The 17,220-nt window shown below is 70.1% G+C and carries 17 protein-coding genes; 6 read left to right on the top strand and 11 right to left on the bottom strand.

Annotated features, from left to right (window positions below; all coding sequences use genetic code 11):
- Positions 1-6: 6 nt before the first annotated feature.
- From ACFY10_RS38675 to ACFY10_RS38640, 8 genes are read right to left on the bottom strand one after another with little or no spacing between them, the layout of a single operon-like run.
- Positions 7-2,028, bottom strand: a complete 2,022-nt coding sequence (locus tag ACFY10_RS38675) for an NADH-quinone oxidoreductase subunit L (RefSeq protein ID WP_390669989.1) — start codon at positions 2,026-2,028, stop codon at positions 7-9.
- Entirely contained in the window at positions 2,025-2,414 is a 390-nt protein-coding gene (nuoK, locus tag ACFY10_RS38670) for an NADH-quinone oxidoreductase subunit NuoK (protein ID WP_390669988.1), read from the bottom strand. The genes ACFY10_RS38675 and nuoK overlap by 4 nt, the downstream gene beginning before the upstream one ends.
- Positions 2,414-3,151: an NADH-quinone oxidoreductase subunit J gene (locus ACFY10_RS38665; protein ID WP_390669986.1), complete on the bottom strand. Its 738-nt coding sequence runs from the start codon at positions 3,149-3,151 to the stop codon at positions 2,414-2,416. The genes nuoK and ACFY10_RS38665 overlap by 1 nt, the downstream gene beginning before the upstream one ends.
- Positions 3,148-3,750 (bottom strand): NuoI/complex I 23 kDa subunit family protein, encoded by a 603-nt coding sequence (locus ACFY10_RS38660; protein WP_390669985.1) that lies wholly within the window; start codon positions 3,748-3,750, stop codon positions 3,148-3,150. The genes ACFY10_RS38665 and ACFY10_RS38660 overlap by 4 nt, the downstream gene beginning before the upstream one ends.
- Entirely contained in the window at positions 3,750-4,718 is a 969-nt protein-coding gene (locus tag ACFY10_RS38655) for an NADH-quinone oxidoreductase subunit H (protein WP_390669984.1), read from the bottom strand. The genes ACFY10_RS38660 and ACFY10_RS38655 overlap by 1 nt, the downstream gene beginning before the upstream one ends.
- Positions 4,715-6,361, bottom strand: coding sequence for an NADH-quinone oxidoreductase subunit C (locus ACFY10_RS38650; RefSeq protein ID WP_390669983.1), 1,647 nt, complete (start codon positions 6,359-6,361; stop codon positions 4,715-4,717). The genes ACFY10_RS38655 and ACFY10_RS38650 overlap by 4 nt, the downstream gene beginning before the upstream one ends.
- On the bottom strand, positions 6,358-7,014 hold the full coding sequence (locus tag ACFY10_RS38645; RefSeq protein ID WP_390669982.1) for an NADH-quinone oxidoreductase subunit B: 657 nt from the start codon (positions 7,012-7,014) through the stop codon (positions 6,358-6,360). Before ACFY10_RS38645 ends, ACFY10_RS38650 begins: the two co-directional genes overlap by 4 nt.
- Positions 7,005-7,412: an NADH-quinone oxidoreductase subunit A gene (locus ACFY10_RS38640; RefSeq protein WP_030945210.1), complete on the bottom strand. Its 408-nt coding sequence runs from the start codon at positions 7,410-7,412 to the stop codon at positions 7,005-7,007. The genes ACFY10_RS38645 and ACFY10_RS38640 overlap by 10 nt, the downstream gene beginning before the upstream one ends.
- A 215-nt stretch (positions 7,413-7,627) precedes the next feature.
- On the opposite strand from ACFY10_RS38640, the gene ACFY10_RS38635 reads away from it, so the two are divergent.
- The 5 genes from ACFY10_RS38635 (at position 7,628) to ACFY10_RS38615 (ending at position 14,501) form a co-directional block, all read left to right on the top strand.
- Positions 7,628-8,821, top strand: a complete 1,194-nt coding sequence (locus ACFY10_RS38635; RefSeq protein WP_390669981.1) for a sensor histidine kinase — start codon at positions 7,628-7,630, stop codon at positions 8,819-8,821.
- 128 nt (positions 8,822-8,949) lie between these two features.
- On the top strand, positions 8,950-10,308 hold the full coding sequence (locus ACFY10_RS38630; protein WP_390669980.1) for a sensor histidine kinase: 1,359 nt from the start codon (positions 8,950-8,952) through the stop codon (positions 10,306-10,308).
- Positions 10,309-10,547: 239 nt separating this feature from the next.
- Complete coding sequence (locus ACFY10_RS38625) at positions 10,548-11,207, top strand: response regulator (RefSeq protein WP_390669979.1); 660 nt, start codon at positions 10,548-10,550, stop codon at positions 11,205-11,207.
- A 293-nt stretch (positions 11,208-11,500) separates the two neighbouring features.
- Positions 11,501-13,429, top strand: coding sequence for a 2-oxoacid:acceptor oxidoreductase subunit alpha (locus ACFY10_RS38620; protein WP_390669978.1), 1,929 nt, complete (start codon positions 11,501-11,503; stop codon positions 13,427-13,429).
- Positions 13,422-14,501, top strand: coding sequence for a 2-oxoacid:ferredoxin oxidoreductase subunit beta (locus ACFY10_RS38615; protein WP_390669977.1), 1,080 nt, complete (start codon positions 13,422-13,424; stop codon positions 14,499-14,501). Before ACFY10_RS38620 ends, ACFY10_RS38615 begins: the two co-directional genes overlap by 8 nt.
- A 71-nt stretch (positions 14,502-14,572) precedes the next feature.
- Here the strand turns inward: ACFY10_RS38615 and ACFY10_RS38610 are convergent, their stop codons facing one another.
- The 3 genes from ACFY10_RS38610 to ACFY10_RS38600 form a co-directional block, all read right to left on the bottom strand.
- Positions 14,573-14,830 carry a hypothetical protein gene (locus ACFY10_RS38610; protein ID WP_030945221.1) on the bottom strand — a complete coding sequence of 86 codons (258 nt, stop codon included), beginning with the start codon at positions 14,828-14,830 and terminating at the stop codon, positions 14,573-14,575.
- Between the two features lie 159 nt (positions 14,831-14,989).
- Positions 14,990-15,553, bottom strand: a complete 564-nt coding sequence (locus tag ACFY10_RS38605; protein ID WP_390669976.1) for a DUF6082 family protein — start codon at positions 15,551-15,553, stop codon at positions 14,990-14,992.
- A gap of 249 nt (positions 15,554-15,802) precedes the next feature.
- Positions 15,803-16,213: a winged helix-turn-helix transcriptional regulator gene (locus ACFY10_RS38600; RefSeq protein ID WP_390669975.1), complete on the bottom strand. Its 411-nt coding sequence runs from the start codon at positions 16,211-16,213 to the stop codon at positions 15,803-15,805.
- Between the two features lie 92 nt (positions 16,214-16,305).
- On the opposite strand from ACFY10_RS38600, the gene ACFY10_RS38595 reads away from it, so the two are divergent.
- Positions 16,306-17,160 carry an SDR family oxidoreductase gene (locus ACFY10_RS38595; protein WP_390669974.1) on the top strand — a complete coding sequence of 285 codons (855 nt, stop codon included), beginning with the start codon at positions 16,306-16,308 and terminating at the stop codon, positions 17,158-17,160.
- The last annotated feature ends 60 nt before the right edge of the window (positions 17,161-17,220 follow it).

Raw genomic sequence — 17,220 nt, 5'->3', positions numbered from 1 at the left:
GCCTGCTCACGCTCCCGTGGCGACGAGGAGGACGGCGACCGCCAGGACGACGGTGCCGGCGAGCAGCGCGCTCACATAGGTCTGCACATTGCCGGTCTGGGCGCGCCGCACGGCGGCACCGAGCAGGCGCGGCAGGGCGCCCGCACCGCGTACGTAGGTCTCGACGACCTCGCGATCCAGGAACCGGACGAGACTCGCTCCGGCCTGGACCGGGCGGACGAAGAGGGCCGCGTACACGGCGTCGAGGTGGAAGCCGACGGCTGCGTGCCGGTGCAGCGGGCCCAGCAGCAGCCGTCCCGGGTCGGCCGCGTAGGCCACTCCCCCGTAGGCGGGCGAGTGGCCGGCGATGGCCTCGGCCTCGACGAGTCCGGCGTCGCCCTCGGGGTGGGCCGCGACCGCGCCATGGGGGTGCCCCCGCTCGAGCGAAGCCGAGAGTGGGAGAGGGACGCGGGACGCGAGGGCGGTGGTGTGCCGCCAGGCCGCATAAGTGACGATGCCGCCGACCAGAGCCAAGCCCGTGCCGAGGACGGAGGTGGTGAGGGTCGGGGTGAGGTCGCGGCCGTCGAACCAGTCGGGCAGCGAGCGGTAGGCGAGCCCGCCGAGCGCGAGGGAGGGTACGGCGAGCACCCACAGCACCACGGTCATGGTCAGCGGCTGGCGGCCGTGGTCGGGGGCCTCGGCGCCCCGGCCGTGGAAGGCCAGCAGCCACAGGCGCATCGCGTACGCCGCGGTGAGTACGGCGGTGAGCAGGCCGGCGACGAGGGTGATCCAACCTGCAGCGCCGGGGGCCTGCCCAGTGTGACCGGTGGCGACGTGCTCGGCGGCGCCGAGGACGGACTCCTTGGAGAAGAAGCCGCTGAAGGGCGGGATCGCGGCGAGCGCGAGAAGCGCCACGGTCATCGTCCAGTAGGCGTCGGGGACGCGGTCGCGCAGACCCCGCATACGGGACATGGCGGCCAGCGAGTTGGTGCCGGCGGCGTGGATGATCACGCCGGCCGCGAGGAACAGCAGCGCCTTGAAGGCGCCGTGGGACAGGAGGTGGAAGACGGCGGCTCCGCGGTCGCCGACGGCGAGGGCGCCGGTCATGTAGCCGAGCTGACCGATCGTCGAGTAGGCGAGGACGCGCTTGATGTCGTCCTGGGCGAGCGCGGCGAGACCCGAGCCGACCATCGTGACAGCGGCCATGACGGCAAGGACCACCATCGCGGCCCGGGAGGCCTCGAAGACCGGGAGGAGACGGGCGATGAAGTAGACGCCGGCGGCAACCATGGTCGCTGCGTGGATCAGCGCGGAGACGGGTGTCGGGCCCGCCATCGCATCGGGGAGCCAGGTGTGCAGCGGGAACTGCGCCGACTTGCCCGCCACGCCTGCCAGGAGCAGCAGGGCGATCACTGTCGGGTGGTCGAGTCCGCCGCTCGCGACCGTTCCGAGGACCTTGGTGATGCGGAAGGAGCCGGCGTCGGTGGCGAGGGCGAACAGGCCGATGAGGAAGGGGACGTCACCGAGCTTGGTCACCAGGAAGGCCTTGATGGAGGCGGCGCGGGCCTCCGGGGTCTCCCAGTAGTGGCCGACCAGGAAGTACGAGCAGATGCCCATGATCTCCCAGCCGACCAGCAGCACGATCAGGTCGCCGGAGTAGACGACGAGCAGCATCGCGGAGGTGAAGAGGGAGACGAGGGCGGCGTACGAGGGATAGCGCGGATCGTCGCGCAGGTAGCCCGTCGAGTAGATCTGCACGCAGGTGGCGACGACGCCGACCAGGATGGCGACGAGGGCGGCGAAGCCGTCGATGTACAGGGCGAGTTCGATGGGGACCGAGCCGGTGGGCGTGAGCTCGGTGGCGGCGTCGATCGCCTGGCCGCCGCCCTGGCGCACGGCGACCAGCACGGCCAGCACGAGGGAGACGAGGGTCGGCAGGACAGCGAGCGGGCGGACGAAGCCGGGGGCCGTGCGGCCCAGGAGCAGGCCGGCCGCGGCGCCCAGGAACGGCAGGAGGGGGACGAGGACGGCGAGGGTGGTCGTGGTCACGCGGCGGCCTCAGCCTTTCCGGTCTCTTCCGCCGTGAGGGCGTTGCCGTCGGGGCCGTCGCTCTCGTGGCCCTCGGCGCTGTCGCGGAGCTTGTCGATGTCCGAGGTGCCGCGGTTGCGGTAGACGGCGAGGACGATCGCCAGGCCGATACCGATCTCGGCGGCGGCGATGGCGATGGTGAACAGGGTCAGGGCCTGGCCGGAGTGCAGCGTGTCCTGGGCGGCCTTGCTGAGCCAGACGTCGAAGGCGACGAGGTTGAGGTTGACGGCGTTGAGCATCAGCTCGACGGACATCAGGACCAGGATCGCGTTGCGGCGGGCGAGGACGCCGTAAAGGCCGGTGCAGAACAGGAGGGCGGAGAGTACGGCGGGATAGGCGAGGTGCATCAGCGGACGCCTTCCTGCTCGGCCGGGCTGGTTCCCTCGACCGGCTCATTTCCCTCTATCGGGTGATTCCGGGAATCCGGGACGGATGGGGAACTGCCGGTCGCGGCTCGGGAGTTCACAGGGGGAGAGCTCATCTCCGCCTTCGCCTTGCGGGACAGGACGATCGCGCCGACCAGGGCGGCGAGGAGGAGGACGGAGAGGGCCTCGAAGGGGAGGACCCAGTTCTGGAAGAGGCTCGCTCCGGTGACGGCGGTGGAGCCGGCGGCCGGACCGTGCAGATCGATCCAGGTCGTGCGGAAGGCGTCGACGACGACCCAGACCAGGGCGGCGGCCGCGGCGACGGCCACGGTGAGGGCGGCCCATCGGTTGCCGGAGTCGGCGTCCGGCGAGCGGCCGATCGGGGCCTTGGTGAGCATCAGACCGAACAGGAGGAGGACGACGACGGAACCCACATAGATGAGGACCTGCACCCAGGCGATGAACTCGGCGGTGAGCAGGAGGTATTCGACGGCGAGGCCACCGAGGGTGACCACCAGCCACAGGGCGGCGTGCACCAGTTGCCGGGTGGTGACGGTGACCAGCGCTGCGCCGAAGGTGGCCAGCCCGACAAGGAGGAAAGCGATCTCGACGCCGGTCGGGGAGAGGAAGCCGTGGGTGTCGGCGGCGGCCGTGGTCGCCGGGGCGTGTGTCACGGCGGCGCGTGCCACTGCCCCCGCGGTGGCTGCGATGAGGCTCATGACGCGCCTCCCCCGGGTTCGTTCGGCTGGGTCGGTTCGGCGGATTCGGACTGCGCGGCCGCGAGTTTCTCCGCCGTCTTGCGGGCGGCGGCGATCTCCTTCGGCTCCTCCGCACCGGGGTCGAGGGCGGGCGGGGCCGGGACCGTCCACATCCACTCACGGAGCTTGTCGCGTTCGTGGGTGAGTTCGTGGATGTCGGTCTCGGCGTATTCGAACTCCGGGGACCAGAACAGGGCGTCGAAGGGACAGACCTCGATGCAGATACCGCAGTACATGCAGAGCGAGAAGTCGATGGCGAAGCGGTCGAGGACGTTGCGGCTGCGTTCGCGGCCGCCGGGGGTGGCCGCCGGCACCGTCTCCTTGTGGGAGTCGATGTAGATGCACCAGTCCGGACACTCCCGGGCGCAGAGCATGCAGACCGTGCAGTTCTCCTCGAACAGGCCGATGACGCCGCGGGTGCGGGGCGGCAGGTCGGGCTGGACGTCCGGGTACTGCTCGGTGACCGTCTTCCGCGTCATCGTGCGGAGGGTGACCGCCAGGCCCTTGGCCAGGCCGGCGCCGGGGATGCGGGACCGGGTGGACGGGTGCGGCTCAGCCATCAGGAGATCACCACCTTGACGATGCCGGTGAGGGCGATCTGAGCGAGGGAGAGGGGAACGAGGAGGGTCCAGGAGAGTTTCTGGAGCTGGTCCTCGCGCAGGCGGGGATAGGTGACACGGAGCCAGATCACGAGGAAGGCGAGGACGGCCGTCTTCAGCAGGGTCCAGACCCAGCCGAGGCCGTCGGCGCCCCAGGGGCCGTGCCAGCCGCCCAGGAAGAGGACGGTGGTCAGACCGCACAGGACGATGATTCCGGCGTACTCGGCGAGGAGGAACAGAGCGAAACGCAGACCGGTGTATTCGGTGTACGCGCCGAAGATGATCTCCGAGTCGGCGACGGGCATGTCGAAGGGCGGGCGCTGGAGTTCGGCGAGACCGGCGACGAAGAAGACGATCGCGCCCACGATCTGCCAGGGCAGCCACCACCAGTGGAAGGCCTCCAGGATGCCGGGCAGGGAGACCGTGCCGGCCGCCATCGCGACGGAGGCCGCGGCGAGGAGCATCGGGAGTTCGTAGGCGAGGAGCTGCGCGGCTGTGCGGAGGCCGCCGAGGAGGGAGAACTTATTGGCGGAGGCCCAGCCAGCCATGAGGGAACCGAGGACGCCGACCCCCATCACCGCCAGGACGAAGAAGATGCCCGCGTCCAGGACCTGACCGACGGCGCCCTCGCCGGGGCCGATCGGGATGGCGAGGAGGACCAGGAGGTACGGGAGGAGGGCCACGGCGGGGGCGAGCTGGAAGATGCGGCGGTCCGCGCCCGCCGGGACCACGTCTTCCTTCTGTGCGAACTTCACGCCGTCGGCGACGAGTTGGGCCCAGCCGTGGAAGCCGCCGGCGTACATCGGGCCGAGGCGGCCCTGCATGTGAGCCATGACCTTGTGCTCGGTCTGGCCGACGATCAGAGGGAAGGTGAGGAAGACGACGAACACGATCAGGAGTCGCAGGGTGACGTCCAGAGCGTCGGTCACTGCGGGCCTCCTGCAGGGTCTTCGGGGTTCCTGGCCGGGGGTTCGGCGGCCGGATCCTCGGGGGTGACGTGGGGGGACTTCTCGGCGGGGGCCTCCTCGGAGGAAGTCGGCGCCGAGGCGGGTTCACCGAGGGCTGCGGGGGCTGCCCCGGACGGGCTTGAACCCGCGTCGGCACCAGCAGACGGTTTCGGTGAGGGTTCGGCTTCGCCCGACGGTTCCACGACGGGCTCGGCGTCCGGGCTCGGCTCAGTCGTCGACTGCCGCTCCGGTACCGGGCTCGGCTCGCTCGCCCGGATCGTCTTCGCGTCCGCGCTCGACTCCGCTCCCGGGCCCGACTCCGCTCCCGGGCTCGACTTCGTCTCAGGCTTCGGCTCGGCTTCCGAGCTCTGCTCGGCCTCCGGGCTCTGCTCGCTCTCCGGGATGGGCTCGGTCTCCGGGATGGGCTCGGTCTCCGTCTCGTCGAAAGCCGGGCGGGCGTGGTGCCACGGGGCGTCCGAACTGCGGGGGGCGGGAGCGGGTCGGGTGGTCGGGCCCTCTGGCGAGGGGGTTCTGGCGGTCTGTGAGGCCGAGCCTTCGCTCGCGCTGCGTGTGCGTCGCGGCGCAGCTGTGCCGGAGGCACCCGGCTGCCGGTCGGCCGGGGCACCCTCGGCCGAAGTCGGCGCCCCCTGACTCACTGACCCTTCCGCGGCCGAACGCCCACGCCGCGCAGCAGCCGGGGCATCGGCAGACGCTGCAGCCGCCGCCCGACCGTCCGCACCCTCCGCCTGGCTCGCCGAGCCCTGCGCCGCCGTGCGGGCACGGCGCGGTGCAGTCGGGTCGGCCGTAGCACCCTCAGCCGTGGACGACGACGCCTGACTCACCGATCCCTCCGCGGCCGAACGCCCACGCCGCGCAGCAGCCGGGGCATCGGCAGACGCTGCAGCCGCCGCGCCACCGTCCGCACCCTCCGCCTGGCTCGCCGAGCCCTGCGCCGCCGTGCGGGCACGGCGCACGGGGCGGTCGCCCGCTGCGCGGGCAGGGCGGTCGGCTGAGGGGCGGCCTGCGGCTCGGGTGGGGCGGGTTGGGGCAGGGGGGAGTTGGCCCTTCTGGGGGCCCCATTCGTTCGGGTCGGGGACGCCCGGGGGGAGCATCTGGCGGCGCTTGGGGCCGCCGTGGTCGGACTCGCCGGGTTCCTTGGCGCCCGGCCAGGCCTTGGCCACGCGGGCTGCCAGGACGAAGTCCTTGCGGAGGGGGTGGCCTTCGAAGGTTTCCGGGAGGAGGAGGTGGTCCAGGGCGGGGTGGCCCTCGAAGACGACGCCGAACATTTCGTGGGTCTCGCGTTCGTGCCAGGCGGCGCCTGCGTAGACGCCGACGGCGGAGGCCAGCGTCGGCGCCTCGTGCGGGACCGTGGTGCGCACGAGCAGACGGCGCACGGGAGACAGGGAGACGACATGGGCCGAGACGCGGAAACCCGTGCCCGGTTCGTCGACCGCGCTCAGCCAGTCGAAGTAGGTACAGGACAGCCGGTCACGGGCCACCTCCAGCGCCGCGAGCCAGGTCGCCGGCGGGACGTCGACCGTCAGGAGCTCGTACGACTCCTCGGCCGTGGCCTCCGTGCCGAACAGTTCGTCGGCGGGGGCGGGGAGCCAGCCGACCGTGCTCATCGGCCCTCCCCCGAAGGAGACTCGGAGGCCGTGGACGAGTCGGAAGCCGCCGGAGATCCGGCCGCCGGCGGCTTCACCAGGCCGCTCTGCAGCGCCGCCGCAGACGGGCGTGCCGGTCCGGTTCCGTAGCGCTCCCCCAGCGACTCCCGCGCGATCTTCTCCTGGAGCTTCAGGATCCCCTGCAGGAGGGCCTCGGGGCGCGGCGGGCAGCCGGGGACGTATACGTCGACCGGGATGATCTGGTCGACGCCCTTGGTGACGGAGTAGGAGTCCCAGTAGGGGCCGCCGCAGTTGCTGCAGGCGCCGAAGGAGATGACGTACTTGGGTTCCGGCATCTGTTCGTACAGGCGCTTCACGGCCGGGGCCATCTTGTCCGTGACCGTGCCGGACACGACCATCAGGTCGGCCTGGCGGGGGCCCGGTGCGAAGGGGATGACGCCGAGGCGGATGAAGTCGTGGCGGGCCATCGACGCGGCGATGAACTCGATCGCGCAGCAGGCGAGGCCGAAGTTGAAGACCCAGAGCGAGTAGCGGCGGCCCCAGTTCAGGACCACCTTCATCGGCTCGGGGGCCAGGCGTGCGAGGGCGCCCAGCCGCTTCGGCTCCGGGAGGAGTACGGGCTGACCGTTGGTGTCCGGCGTCGTCACGTCCATGCCAGGACGCCCTTCTTGTATGCGTACAGCAGACCCACGGCCAGGAAGCCGAGGAAGATGAACATCTCGACAAGCGTGGTCACGCCGTACCCATCTCCAGCAAACACCGTCGCCCAGGGGAAAAGGAAGATCGAGTCGACGGCGAAGATGACGTACAGGAAGGCGTAGACGTAGTAGCGGACCTGGGTGTGGGCCCAGCCCTCGCCGACGGGGTCGACTCCGCACTCGTACGTCAGAAGCTTCTCGGGCGTGGGGACCACGGGCCGCAGCAGTCGGCCGGCTCCGAAGGCGACCGCGACGAAGAGCACGCCGACGACGGCGAGCAGTCCGACGACCGAGTACGACTGGAAGTAGTCCGCCGCGACGACGGTCGGATCGGCGCCGGTCGATTCCCGCACGTCCGTCCCTTCGCTGCTGTTCGACGATCTGTACGCACGGGAGTCTAGGCCCTGATAAAGAGACGGTAAGCAGCCCGTCACCGCTTGGAACGTCCTTTGAGACGTCCTTGAGATGCAGGAAGCCGCCGAGGAGCTGCCGGGGTGGGGTTTTCCCCAGGGGACGGGGGCGGCCGACCTCATGGCGCGGGCGCGCGGCGCGCGGCACGCTAGCCCATATGACCGAACGACACTCGCGCCCGATGGGGGCCCCGGAAGGTGACGGCGACCGTCTGCCGCCTGCCCGTTTCGCCTACGACCGGCACACCTGGAAGGAGATCGCGCATCTCCTGGCGAACCTTCCGGTGTCGCTGATCGGGTTCGTCTACGTCGTGACGGTGCTGTTCACCGGCTTCTGGCTGACCGTGACGGTGATCGGGTTCCCGCTGCTGGCGGCCGGCCTGGCGGGCGCGCGGCTGCTGGGCAGGATGGAGCGGGCGCGGGCCAGGAAGCTGCTCGGGGTGCGGGTGGACGAGCCGAGCCGGCTCCCCGGACGCGGCACCGGCTTCCTCCCGTGGCTGTGGATGAGGGTGAAGGACCCGGTGGGCTGGCGCACGGTGCTGTACGACTTCATCCGGCTGCCCTGGGGGATCCTGACCTTCGTCATCACGCTGACCTCGCTGTTTGTGCTGTGGCCAGTGCTGCCGTTCATCGCCCGGGGTCTGACCAACGCCGACCGGGCGATGGTGCGCGGGCTGCTGTCGCCCTCCGACGAGCTGGAGCGGCGCATCGCCGAGCTGGAGTCGGACCGGGGGGTCGTGGTCGACACGGCCAACGCAGATCTGCGGCGGATCGAACGCGATCTGCACGACGGGGCACAGGCCCGCCTGGTCAATCTGGCCATGGGGCTGGGCCTGGCCAAGGAGAAGCTCCTGGAGGACCCCGACGCGGCGGCGGAGATGGTCTCGGAGGCGCACGGCGAGGTGAAGCTCGCGCTGCAGGAGCTGCGGGATCTGGCCAGGGGCATCCATCCCGCCGTACTGACGGACCGGGGGCTCGATGCCGCACTGTCCGCGGTCGCCTCGCGCTGCACGGTGCCTGTGAAGGTGACGGTCGATCTGGCCTCCCGGCCCGCCGCGGCCATCGAGGGCATCGCCTATTTCACCGTCTCCGAGCTGCTGCAGAACATCAGCAAGCACAGCGCGGCGAAGACCGCGTCCGTCGAGGTGTGGCGGGCGGCGGACCGGCTGCTCATCCAGGTCGAGGACAACGGCCGCGGGGGCGCGCGCCTCGACGGCGGCTCGGGGATGCAGGGGCTTGCCGACCGGCTGGACGCCGTCGACGGACTGTTCGTCATCGACTCGCCGCAGGGTGGGCCGACCGTCGTCACGGCGGAACTGCCGTGGCGCGACCGCGCGCCCGGTGAGGGGTAGGGAAAACCCCACTTCCAAGACGCCGACGGCCTCCATGGTTCGCGGACCTGCGGCGCAGCAGTGTGGTGGTACGGCAGGACAGCCGCAGCCGGACAGGGCGAACGGGACGAGTAGAACGGACGACGCGGATGGCCACGGAGTACGGACAGGGCTACGGGCACGACAGCGGGCTCGGGTTCACCGAGGGGACGCGGCGCCGGCTGCCCGCCGGGCTGCGGGCGCCGTTCGAGGCGCGCAGCTGGCGCGAGTTCGGATATGTGCTGCTCAGCCTGCCGATCGGCATCATGCTCTTTGTCTACGCCGTCACGATGGTGTCGCTCGGGGCGGGTCTGCTGGTGACGTTCCTCGGGATTCCGGTGCTGGCGGCGGGGCTGGCCGGCTGCCGGGGGTTCGGGGCGCTGGAGCGGGCGCGGGCGCGGGGGCTGCTGGGGCTCGAGGTGGCCGACCCCGAGCCGCTGCGGATGAAGAAGTCCGGCGTGATGGCCTGGATGGGGGCCGTGCTGAAGAGCGGCACGTCGTGGCGGACGCTGCTGTACGCGCTGCTGCAGTTTCCGTGGTCGGTGTTCTCGTTCGTGGTCGCGGTGAACTTCTGGGCGTACGGCTGGGCGCTGCTGACGTATCCGCTGTGGTTCTGGGTCTTTCCGATGTACGCCGGTCAGGGCGGGCTTCAGCTGTACGGCGACGGAAGCCACAGCATCTACCTCGACAACCCCTTCGAGATCACCGTGACGGCGCTGGTGGGGCTGCTGTTCACGCTGGCCACGCCCTGGATCGTGCGGGCGCTGACGATGGTGGACCGGGTGATGGTGCACGGGCTGCTCGGGCCGTCGCGGCTGGCGACGCGGGTGGTGGAGCTGGAGTCCGACCGGGGCGTTGTGGTGGACACGGCTGCCGCGGATCTGCGTCGGATCGAGCGGGATCTGCATGACGGGGCGCAGGCACGCCTGGTGGCGCTCGCCATGGATCTGGGGCTGGCGAAGGAGAAGCTGACGGAGGATCCGCAGGCGGCGGCGCGGATGGTCGACGAGGCGCACGGTGAGGTGAAGACGGCGCTGCAGGAGCTGCGGGATCTGGCTCGTGGGATTCACCCGGCGGTGCTGACGGATCGGGGGCTGGATGCGGCGCTGTCGGCTGTTGCCTCGCGGTGCACCGTGCCGGTGCAGGTGGAGGTGGACCTGGTGGAGCGGCCGGCGCCTGCGATCGAGGGGATCGCGTACTTCACGGTGTCGGAGCTGCTGCAGAACATCAGCAAGCATGCGCGGGCCACCTGGGCTGCGGTGGATGTGTGGCGGGTGGAGAACCGGCTGATGGTGCAGGTCGTGGACAACGGGGTGGGCGGTGCGGATGCCTCCGGCGGGTCGGGGCTCGGGGGGCTTGCGGAGCGGTTGGATGCGGTGGACGGGATTCTGGTGGTGGACTCGCCGGTGGGGGGGCCTACTCGGGTGACCGCGGAGTTGCCCTGGCGGGGGGAGCGGGCGCTGGGGTGAGCGCAGGCCCTCGGCGGAGCCGCTGATGGATGCAGCTCCGCCCCCTGCACCCCCGATCGGCCTGAACGGCCTCGTCCTCAAACGCCGGACGGGCTGAAAATGCCTGGCCGGAACCCGTCATATCGTGCATGTATTCCCATTGATTCCCGTTGGTCAGGGGCGGGCGGGTCCGAATGCTGGAATGCTGGACTACTGGCATTCGGAGTCGGGCTGGGGGGCCGGGAATCGTGGAGGACAGGGTGCGGGTGGTCATTGCCGAGGATTCAGTGCTGCTCAGGGAGGGGCTGACCCGGCTGTTGACCGACCGTGGGCACGACGTTGTCGCCGGGGTGGGTGACGGGGAAGCGCTGATCAAGACCATCACCGAGCTGGACGGCCAGGGCGAGCTGCCCGATGTCGTGGTCGCGGATGTGCGGATGCCGCCGACGCACACCGATGAAGGGGTGCGGGCCGCGGTGCAGCTGCGGAAGGCTCATCCGGGACTCGGCGTGCTCGTGCTGTCGCAGTATGTGGAGGAGCGGTACGCCACCGAACTGCTGGCCGGCTCCAGTCATGGCGTCGGGTATCTGCTCAAGGACCGGGTGGCCGAGGTCCGGGAGTTCGTGGATGCCGTGGTGCGGGTGGCCCAAGGGGGTACCGCGCTGGACCCGGAAGTGGTCGCGCAGCTGCTCGGGCGCAGTCGTAAGCAGGATGTGCTGGCCGGGCTCACCCCGCGGGAGCGGGAGGTCCTGGGACTCATGGCCGAGGGGCGTACCAACTCGGCCGTCGCGCGGCAGCTGGTCGTCAGCGACGGCGCCGTCGAGAAGCACGTCAGCAACATCTTCCTGAAGCTCGGGCTGTCCCAGAGTGACGGGGATCACCGGCGCGTTCTCGCGGTCCTCACCTATCTGAACTCATGACGGGCTGACACTTAGTCAGTAATCGCGTGGTCACTGATCGCGCGTCCAGTCGTCAATCCACTGTCCGTCCAGCACCCGTCCAGCCCTAGAACCGAACCGATCGCGGGGAGCGTCTTCAAAGGAAGCGCCGGGGGGCGAGAAATCATGACAAGTCAGGGCGTCACACCGTCTCAAAACTGTGTCCATGATGCGAATGGCCACGGGAAGGCGACCCTAACGGACGTAGGGTTGATCCTGGGAGGGCCTGCGGGAAGGCCGGTCCCAGACAGCCGCCTCGAGGGAGGTCCAGTTCAGTGACCAGCCAGGTCAGCAGGACAGCGGAGCAGGCAGACGGAGCCGTCGTCGGAGAGCAGCGGGGGCCGGGCGGAACAAAGGACGTACGCAGGCTGGACCGGGTGATCATCCGGTTCGCGGGGGACTCCGGTGACGGTATGCAGCTCACCGGTGACCGCTTCACCTCGGAAACCGCGTCCTTCGGAAACGACCTCTCCACCCTTCCCAACTTCCCCGCCGAGATCCGGGCGCCTGCCGGGACCCTGCCGGGTGTGTCGTCCTTCCAGCTGCACTTCGCCGACCACGACATCCTCACCCCGGGCGACGCGCCGAATGTGCTGGTCGCCATGAACCCCGCCGCCCTCAAGGCCAACATCGCCGACCTGCCGCGCGGCGCGGAGATCATCGTCAACACGGACGAGTTCACCAAACGGGCGATGCAGAAGGTCGGGTACACCGCCTCCCCGCTGGAGGACGGCTCGCTCGACGGGTACAGCCTCCACGAGGTGCCGCTGACGACCCTCACGGTCGAGGCGCTCAAGGAGTTCGATCTCTCCCGCAAGGAGGCCGAGCGCAGCAAGAACATGTTCGCGCTGGGCCTGCTGAGCTGGATGTATCACCGGCCGACCGAGGGGACCGAGAAGTTCCTGCGGGCCAAGTTCGCGAAGAAGCCCCAGATCGCCGAGGCCAACCTCGCCGCCTTCCGCGCGGGCTGGAACTTCGGCGAGACGACCGAGGACTTCGCGGTCTCCTACGAGATCGCGCCGGCGACGACGGCGTTCCCGACCGGCACCTACCGCAACATCTCCGGGAACCTGGCCCTCGCCTACGGCCTGGTCGCCGCCTCGCGCCAGGCCGACCTGCCGCTGTTCCTGGGCTCGTACCCGATCACTCCGGCCTCGGACATCCTGCACGAGCTGAGCAAGCACAAGAACTTCGGTGTACGGACCTTCCAGGCCGAGGACGAGATCGCCGGCATCGGCGCGGCCCTGGGCGCGGCCTTCGGCGGTTCGCTGGGGGTCACGACCACGTCCGGCCCGGGTGTGGCGCTCAAGAGCGAGACCATCGGGCTCGCCGTCTCGCTCGAGCTGCCGCTGCTCGTGATCGACATCCAGCGCGGCGGGCCGTCCACCGGACTGCCCACCAAGACCGAGCAGGCGGATCTGCTGCAGGCCATGTTCGGCCGCAACGGCGAGGCCCCCGTCCCGGTGATCGCTCCGCGTACGCCCGCCGACTGCTTCGACGCGGCCATGGAGGCGGCGCGGATCGCGCTGAAGTACCGCACCCCGGTGATGCTGCTCTCCGACGGCTATCTGGCCAACGGCTCGGAGCCCTGGCGGATCCCGGAACTGGACGAACTCCCGGATCTGACCGTGCAGTTCGCGCAGGGCCCGAACCACACCCTGGACGACGGCACCGAGGTCTTCTGGCCGTACAAGCGCGACCCGCAGACCCTCGCCCGCCCCTGGGCCATTCCCGGCACGCCAGGTCTCGAGCACCGCATCGGCGGGATCGAGAAGGAGGACGGCACGGGCAACATCTCGTACGCCCCCGCCAACCACGACTTCATGGTCCGCACCCGCCAGGCCAAGATCGACGGCATCGACGTACCGGAGCTGGAGGTCGACGACCCGCACGAGGCCGCGACCCTGGTGCTGGGCTGGGGGTCGACATACGGGCCGATCACCGCCGCGGTACGGCGGCTGCGCGCGGCCGGGGAGTCCATCGCGCAGGCCCATCTGCGTCATCTCAACCCGTTCCCGAGGAATCTCGGCACGGTGTTGAAGCGTTACGACAAAGTGGTGATTCCCGAGATGAACCTCGGTCAGCTCGCCACGCTGATCCGGGCGAAGTACCTGGTAGACGCCCACTCGTACAACCAGGTGAACGGCATGCCGTTCAAGGCTGAGCAGCTCGCCACGGCTCTCAAGGAGGCCATCGATGGCTGAGACGTCCACGGAAGGCACGGGCACGATCGAGGCACTCTCGCTCGTCCCCAAGGCCGAGGCCCGCCAGTCCATGAGGGACTTCAAGTCCGATCAGGAAGTGCGCTGGTGCCCCGGCTGCGGTGACTACGCGATCCTGGCGGCCGTCCAGGGCTTCATGCCGGAGCTGGGCCTCGCCAAGGAGAACATCGTCTTCGTCTCGGGCATCGGCTGCTCGTCCCGCTTCCCGTACTACATGAACACGTACGGCATGCACTCCATCCACGGCCGGGCGCCCGCCATCGCGACCGGGCTCGCCTCCAGCCGGCGGGACCTGTCCGTGTGGGTGGTCACCGGTGACGGCGACGCGCTGTCCATCGGCGGCAACCACCTCATCCATGCGCTGCGCCGCAATGTGAACCTCAAGATCCTGCTGTTCAACAACCGGATCTACGGCCTGACCAAGGGGCAGTACTCGCCGACGTCGGAGGTCGGCAAGATCACCAAGTCGACGCCGATGGGATCGCTCGACGCGCCCTTCAACCCGGTGTCCCTGGCGATCGGCGCGGAGGCCTCCTTCGTCGCCCGCACCATCGACTCCGACCGCAAGCATCTGACGGAGGTGCTGCGCCAGGCCGCCGCCCATCCGGGCACGGCGCTGATCGAGATCTACCAGAACTGCAACATCTTCAACGACGGCGCCTTCGAGGCCCTCAAGGACAAGCAGCAGGCCGAGGAAGCGGTGATCCGGCTCGAGCACGGGCAGCCGATCCGCTTCGGGGCGGACGGTGCGCGCGGTGTCGTACGGGATGCGGCCACCGGTGACCTGAAGGTGGTCGATGTGACCGCGGACAACGAGTCCCGGATTCTGGTCCACGACGCCCACGCCGAGTCGCCGACCACCGCCTTCGCACTGTCCCGGCTGGCCGACCCGGACACCCTGCACAACACCCCGATCGGTGTGCTGCGGTCCGTGGACCGTCCGGTGTACGACACTCAGATGGCCGACCAGCTGGACACGGCGATCGTGCAGAACGGCAAGGGCGACCTTGCCGCGCTGCTGGCAGGGGGCGACACCTGGACGGTCGTCGGCTGACGGCGACGGTGACGGACATGCACAGGGCCCGGATGCCGTACGGCGTCCGGGCCCTCGGTGTCAGGCGTCGGTCAGGCGTCGGGGATGTCCTTCTTGGCGCGGATGAGGGTCTCTCGGCTGATCACGACAATGCGTTCGTAGTCGGCTCGGGCGGCGTCCTGGGGTAGGTGGGGGTCGAGGGCGGTTGTGGCTTCGGTGCCGATGACGGCGAAGTTCCCGTCACTCAGTTCGAAGAGGTCGGGGCAGGTTTCCTGGGTGTAGCTGCCTCTTTTGCGAGGGGGATCGCCGAGGCGGCGCGCAATCCGGACGGACGTGAACTCGTCGTGCAACTGGGCCGTCCCCTCCCGGGGCTGGTAGCCCCGCCTGAACGGGGTGCAGCCGTTTTCGGCCCACCCCGAAAAACCCGTCGCACTTATTGATGTGCCATGACACGCAGGACTATGCGGCGCCCTGCGCACCCAGTTGGATCGTCGGGGGCACGGAGTGGCTCATTCATGCGCCGGGGGCTCAGGTACCGAGCCCACCACCCACCATTCGTCGGGATCGTCGGCCAGTTCCTCCAGCATGACGTCGACGACCGAGCCGACCTTCGCGTCCACGGACTCGGCCGGCAGGCTCCGCCGGTGCTCGGCCGTGCGGTCCCAGTACTCGGCGAACACGGAGTTGCGGCACAGCACGCGCAGATGCCCGAGCAGTTGGTCCCAGTCGAGCGCGCCCACCCGGTGTGCGAGGACGAGAGCACCGAACTGCCGGTTGGCGTACATCATCTGACGGCGCCTCAGATCGCTCAGGCCGTCCAGTGTGCTCGACGCGTCGGCAAGCGCGGAGTCGTCGCTGGCCCGGTCCAGCTGATCGGTGGTGAGGCGGTAGTGCTGGATGAGGTTGGCCCGGTGGATCTCCTCGGTCATCAGCGCGAGCTGTTTCAGCAGCTCCAGCAGCAGCTCCTCCTGGCGCCGCCGGGTGCCCCGGGCGAAGGACACCCGCATCAGGCCCAGCCCCGCCGCCAGTGCAGAACCGATACTTCGCGCGGCCGCGTTCCGCCGTAAAGCCATCTCGAGGAATCCCCCTGGATCAGGTGACCGTGCACCGGCCGCCGATGCACGGACCGGCGCACGGCAGGGCATGACATCCCGCCTCCAGCGTGCCCCGTGCCATCAGGCGGTGCGGAAGGCGGAGAGGGGGCGCATGGAAGGACGCACCGCTCACGCCTGTCCGCGCCCTGACACTCGTGTGCCCGGCGAGCGCCCGCCGCATGCCTGCGGCCGGTGCCGACGGACGCGTCAGCCCTGCTCAGCCCGGCCTCAGCGGTGCCGCTTCGCCGTGTCGTACACGTCCCGCGCCTGCTGTACGGCGTCCATGCGCTCCTGGGTCCACACCGCCAGGGCCCGCACCTGCTGCGCCGCCTCGCGCCCCAGGTCGGTCAGGGAGTAGTCGACCCGCGGCGGGATCACCGGCTTGGCGTCGCGGTGCACCAGGCCGTCGCGCTCCAGGGTCTGCAGGGTCTGGGTGAGCATCTTCTCGCTGACCCGGCCGATGGCCCGGCGCAGTTCGCTGAAACGGTACGGGCGCTCCAGGAGCTCGATCAGCACGAGGACGCCCCAGCGGCTGGTGACGTGCTCCAGGACGAGGCGGTAGGGACACATCGCCTCGCCGGTGTCGTACTTGGCGACGATTGCCGGCTCGGCGGCGACTTCCGGGTTACTTACGGCCATGCCAGTACCTTACTTCAAAGTGGGTACTTTCCAAGAGTTAGCGCACCTCCTAGGGTTAGTGACATCCGCACCCCACAAGGAGATCGCAGATCATGAGCATCGTCGTCACCGGAGCCACCGGACACCTCGGCCGTCATGTCGTGGAGCAGCTGCTGGAAAAGGTCCCGGCAGAGCAGATCACCGCCGTCGTACGCGACGAGGCGAAGGCCGCCGACTTCGCGGCGCGCGGCGTAAAGCTCGCGGTCGCCGACTACAACGCGCCGGAGACCTTCGGCAGCCTCTTCTCGGCCGGTGACAAGGTGCTGCTCATCTCCGGCAACGAGTTCGACAAGGGCCGCGTCGGCCAGCACAAGGTGGTCATCGAGGCCGCGAAGGCCGCCGGTGTCGCCCTGCTCGCCTACACCAGCGCCCCCGGCAGCCTGACCGCCGCACTCGCCGACGACCACCGCGGCACCGAAGAGGCGCTTCTCGCCTCCGGCGTGCCGTACGCGCTGCTGCGCAACGGCTGGTACCACGAGAACTACACGGAGAACCTGGCCCCCGCGCTCGAGCACGGCGCCGTCGTCCAGGCCGCCGGCGAGGGCCGGGTGTCCTCCGCCTCGCGCGCCGATTACGCGGCCGCCGCCGTAGCCGTGCTGACCGGCGAGGGGCATGAGAACAAGACGTACGAGCTGGGCGGCGACGAGGCGTGGAGCTTCGCCGAGTACGCGGCCGAGGTCAGCAAGGCGACCGGCAAGGAGATCGCCTACAGCCCCGTCTCGGTCGAGGCCTACACCGGGATCCTGACCGGCGCCGGACTGCCCGGCCCGCTCGCCGCCGTCCTTGCGGGCGTGGACGCCTCCATCGAGAAGGGCGAGCTGGTCGTCTCCACCGGCGACCTGTCCCGCCTGGCGGGCCGTCCGACCACGCCGCTCGCCGACGCGATCGCGGTGGCCGTCAAGGGCTGACGCCCCCGGCACCTCCCGGAGACCGCACCCCCGGCGGTCCTCGGGGACACCACCCCCGCC

Origin of the sequence: Streptomyces sp. NPDC001401, assembly GCF_042895385.1 — a bacterium.
In the GTDB taxonomy this organism is placed as follows: Bacteria; Actinomycetota; Actinomycetes; order Streptomycetales; family Streptomycetaceae; genus Streptomyces.
This window is presented reverse-complemented; position numbering and strand designations above follow the sequence as displayed.

What these genes read in the sequence shown, in the direction of transcription:
- nuoK (WP_390669988.1), bottom strand. Translation starts at nt 2,414, where the DNA reads ATGCACCTCGCCTATCCCGCCGTACTCTCCGCCCTCCTGTTCTGCACC.
- ACFY10_RS38665 (WP_390669986.1), bottom strand. Translation starts at nt 3,151, where the DNA reads ATGAGCCTCATCGCAGCCACCGCGGGGGCAGTGGCACGCGCCGCCGTG.
- ACFY10_RS38660 (WP_390669985.1), bottom strand. Translation starts at nt 3,750, where the DNA reads ATGGCTGAGCCGCACCCGTCCACCCGGTCCCGCATCCCCGGCGCCGGC.
- ACFY10_RS38650 (WP_390669983.1), bottom strand. Translation starts at nt 6,361, where the DNA reads ATGAGCACGGTCGGCTGGCTCCCCGCCCCCGCCGACGAACTGTTCGGC.
- ACFY10_RS38645 (WP_390669982.1), bottom strand. Translation starts at nt 7,014, where the DNA reads ATGGACGTGACGACGCCGGACACCAACGGTCAGCCCGTACTCCTCCCG.
- ACFY10_RS38635 (WP_390669981.1), top strand. Translation starts at nt 7,628, where the DNA reads ATGACCGAACGACACTCGCGCCCGATGGGGGCCCCGGAAGGTGACGGC.
- ACFY10_RS38630 (WP_390669980.1), top strand. Translation starts at nt 8,950, where the DNA reads ATGGCCACGGAGTACGGACAGGGCTACGGGCACGACAGCGGGCTCGGG.
- ACFY10_RS38615 (WP_390669977.1), top strand. Translation starts at nt 13,422, where the DNA reads ATGGCTGAGACGTCCACGGAAGGCACGGGCACGATCGAGGCACTCTCG.
- ACFY10_RS38605 (WP_390669976.1), bottom strand. Translation starts at nt 15,553, where the DNA reads ATGGCTTTACGGCGGAACGCGGCCGCGCGAAGTATCGGTTCTGCACTG.
- ACFY10_RS38600 (WP_390669975.1), bottom strand. Translation starts at nt 16,213, where the DNA reads ATGGCCGTAAGTAACCCGGAAGTCGCCGCCGAGCCGGCAATCGTCGCC.
- ACFY10_RS38595 (WP_390669974.1), top strand. Translation starts at nt 16,306, where the DNA reads ATGAGCATCGTCGTCACCGGAGCCACCGGACACCTCGGCCGTCATGTC.